The organism is bacterium (assembly GCA_024224155.1).
Classification (GTDB): Bacteria; Acidobacteriota; Thermoanaerobaculia; order Multivoradales; family JAHEKO01; genus CALZIK01.
The window spans coordinates 1-3132 of record JAAENP010000209.1; the positions used below are offsets into that span (position 1 = coordinate 1).

The 3132-nt window shown below is 61.6% G+C and carries 4 protein-coding genes; all 4 read left to right on the top strand.

Annotation, left to right across the window (positions count from 1 at the left end):
• The coding region (locus tag GY769_11545; GenBank protein MCP4202555.1) for a hypothetical protein at nt 1-391 on the top strand (391 nt) is incomplete at its 5' end.
• Entirely contained in the window at nt 388-735 is a 348-nt protein-coding gene (tnpB, locus tag GY769_11550) for an IS66 family insertion sequence element accessory protein TnpB (GenBank protein MCP4202556.1), read from the top strand. The genes GY769_11545 and tnpB, both read left to right, overlap by 4 nt.
• A 72-nt stretch (nt 736-807) precedes the next feature.
• Nucleotides 808-1683, top strand: a complete 876-nt coding sequence (locus GY769_11555) for a DUF4338 domain-containing protein (GenBank protein ID MCP4202557.1) — start codon at nt 808-810, stop codon at nt 1681-1683.
• Nucleotides 1680-3132: IS66 family transposase (locus GY769_11560; protein ID MCP4202558.1), on the top strand; the 1453-nt coding region annotated here is incomplete at its 3' end. The genes GY769_11555 and GY769_11560, both read left to right, overlap by 4 nt.

Sequence of the window (3132 nt, forward strand, 5' to 3'; positions counted from 1 at the left end):
ATCTCGCCGCCCTTCCCGCGACATCCTGAGTGACGTCCAGAGCCAGTTCGAGCGCTGGCGCCAGGATCGGAAACGAGGCACCCGCATCCCTGAGACGCTGTGGCAAGCGGCGGCCGAGGTCGCTGGAGAGTGCGGCGTTTCTAAGACGGCCCAGGCCCTGGGCCTGGACTACTACGGCCTGAAGAAGCGTGTGGAGTCGACCCTCGAGGTCTCGGAGTCGGAGCCAGCTGCCGAGCGCGAGTTCCTGGAGATCCCGCTGTTCGCGTCTGCTGCGGAGTGTGTGCTCGAGATGGTGGACGCGGAGGGGACTCGTCTGCGGGTCGAGTTGCGGGGTTCAGCCGCGGCGCACTGCCAGACGCTGGCTCAGGCTCTGTGGAGCGTGGCGCGATGATTCAGGTGGCGCCGCAGATGCGGGTGCTGGTCGCGGTCGAGCCGGCGGACTTCCGCAAGGGCATCGATGGGTTGGCCAAGCTGGCCCGCGAGGAGCTGGCTCAGGATCCGTTCTCCGGCTGCCTGTTCGTGTTCCGCAACCGCAAGGCCACGGCGGTGAAGATCCTGGTCTATGACGGTCAGGGGTTCTGGCTCTGCTACAAACGTCTGTCCGCGGGGCGGTTCCGTTTCTGGCCGTCCGGGCAGAAGCTGCGGTCTCTGGAGGCCCACGAGCTACAGGTATTGCTCAGTGCCGGGGATTTCTCCGCGGCGTCGGCCGCGCCGCCGTGGCGCCGGCTCAATTGATGCACTTGAAGGGGAAAATACTGTCTTCGGGGTGTTACGTTCCACATTTTTGTCCTGTACGCTGCGTTCACCATGGAGGTGAAGCTGAAGTACAGAGGGCGTGAGGTCACGGACGAGGACATCACGTTCATCGACAAGTTGATCGCCCAGCACCCTGGCGCGAGCCGCCGTCAGCTGTCGAAGCTGCTGTGCGAGGCCTGGGACTGGCGACAAGCCAACGGTCAGCTGCGGGACATGGTCTGCCGCGGTCTGATGCTCCAGCTGCACCGCGCCGGTCACATCGAGCTACCGCCCGTACGCTTCGTTCCCCGCAACAACGTCATCGCCCGGCGCAAGCCTGAGAGAGTCCTGGTCGATCGTACGCCGCTGCGTACGAGCCTGAAAGAGATTCAGCCGCTGGAGATCCTCCAGGTCCGGCGCACGAGGGAAGAGGCGTTCTATGATGGCCTGATCGAGGAGTATCACTACCTCGGCTATACACGGCCGGTTGGCGAGCACCTGAAGTACCTGGCGGTGAGGTCGAATCGACCCGTAGCGTGCATGGCGTGGGGCTCTGCGCCGCGCCATCTGGGGCCGCGGGACCGTTTCATCGGCTGGTCGGCCGAAGCCCGTGGTCGCAACATTCGCTATCTGGCCTACAACACCCGCTTTCTGATCCTACCCTGGGTGGAGGTCAAACATCTGGCGTCGCACCTCCTCGGTCGCATGGCGCGGGTGCTGTCGGCGGACTGGGAGCGTCTCTACAGCCACCCGATTTACTACTTGGAGACCTTCGTGGATCCGCGACGTTTCCGTGGCACCTGCTACCTCGCGGCGAACTGGATCGCCTTGGGTGAGACCACCGGCATCGGCCATAACTCGCGGACGAACAAGCCCATCCACCCGAAGAAGGAAGTGTTGGGCTATCCGCTGCGGAAAGATTTCCGGGAGCTCCTTGCAGCACCATGAGCAAGCCCGAGCTCATCGACTTGGATGCCTCCGAAGTGAGGGCGTTCATCGAGCTGACCCGGCCTGTGCTCGATGCGAAGGATCACGAGAAACTCCAAGCCATCCTCGAGACCTTCCTTTGGATGATGGCCGAGCTCGAGAAAAAGAGTACGACCCTCGAGCGTCTTCGCAAGGAGTTTTCGATTAACACGAAGAAGACCGAGAGGACGAGCGAGGTGCTCCAAGGGGCAGGTGGCGCAGACGTGCCGCCAGGCAACCCCGACGAAGAGGCACGTGGCGAGAAGTCCGAGAAGCAGAAGAAAAAGAAGCCGAAGGGACACGGCCGCAACGGCGCGGACGCCTATGAGGGCGCGGAGAGAATCCATGTGCCGCACGAATCGCTGAAGACAGGCGATGCTTGCGTGGAGTGCGAGAAGGGCAAGGTTTACGTCCTGCGCGTTCCTCGCAAGCTGGTGCGCGTCAGAGGCCAGGCGCCGATTGAGGCGACGGTCTATGAGTTGGAGAGACTGCGCTGTCATCTCTGCGGCGAGGTGTTCACGGCCAAGGCCCCGGAGGGTATCGGGGAGGAGAAGTACGACCCCACCTCAGCGAGCATGATCGGCCTTTTGAAGTACGGCAGCGGGCTGCCCTTCAACCGACTCGAGAAGCTGGGGAAGTATTTCAAGATTCCGCTTCCGACCTCGACTCAGTGGGACATCGTCCGAAAGGCAGCGATCGTCCTCGCGATGGTCTACGAAGAGCTGATCCGGCAAGTAGCGCAGTGGGATATCTTCTACAATGATGATACCTCGGTGAAGATCCTTCAGCTGCTCAAAGAGAACCAACAAATCGAACAGAAGGGCTCGAAAGAGCGTACCGGGATCTTCACCTCCGCCATCGTCGCGGTCCGCGACGATCACAAAAGTGCAGTGTTCTTCACCGGGCGCCAGCACGCCGGCGAAAACCTCGAGGATGTGCTCCGACGCCGGGCCGCGGGGCTCGAGATACCGATGCAGATGTGCGATGGATTGTCGCGCAACGTACCGAAGGAATTCGCGACGATCCTGGCCAATTGCATGAGCCATGGTCGCCGGAAGTTCGTGGAGGTGGTCGATAGCTTCCCTGGAGAATGCCGCTTCGTGCTTGAGTCATTGGGACAGGTCTACCACTACGATGCCATCGCCCGCAAGGAGGAGATGTCGCCCGCAAGGCGGCTGCGTTTCCATCAAGATCACTCGGCCGAGATCATGGCGACTCTGAAGAGTTGGATGAACGAGCAGCTGGAGGAAAAGAAGGTAGAGCCGAACTCCTCCTTGGGCGCAGCGTTCTCCTACATGCTGAATCGTTGGGACAAGCTCACCTTGTTTCTGCGCAAGCCTGGCGCACCGCTGGACAACAACATTTGCGAGCGAGCGCTGAAGAAGGCGATCCTCCACCGCAAGAACTCGCTGTTCTACAAGACCAAGAACG

What these genes read in the sequence shown, in the direction of transcription:
- tnpB (MCP4202556.1), top strand. Translation starts at nt 388, where the DNA reads ATGATTCAGGTGGCGCCGCAGATGCGGGTGCTGGTCGCGGTCGAGCCG.
- GY769_11555 (MCP4202557.1), top strand. Translation starts at nt 808, where the DNA reads ATGGAGGTGAAGCTGAAGTACAGAGGGCGTGAGGTCACGGACGAGGAC.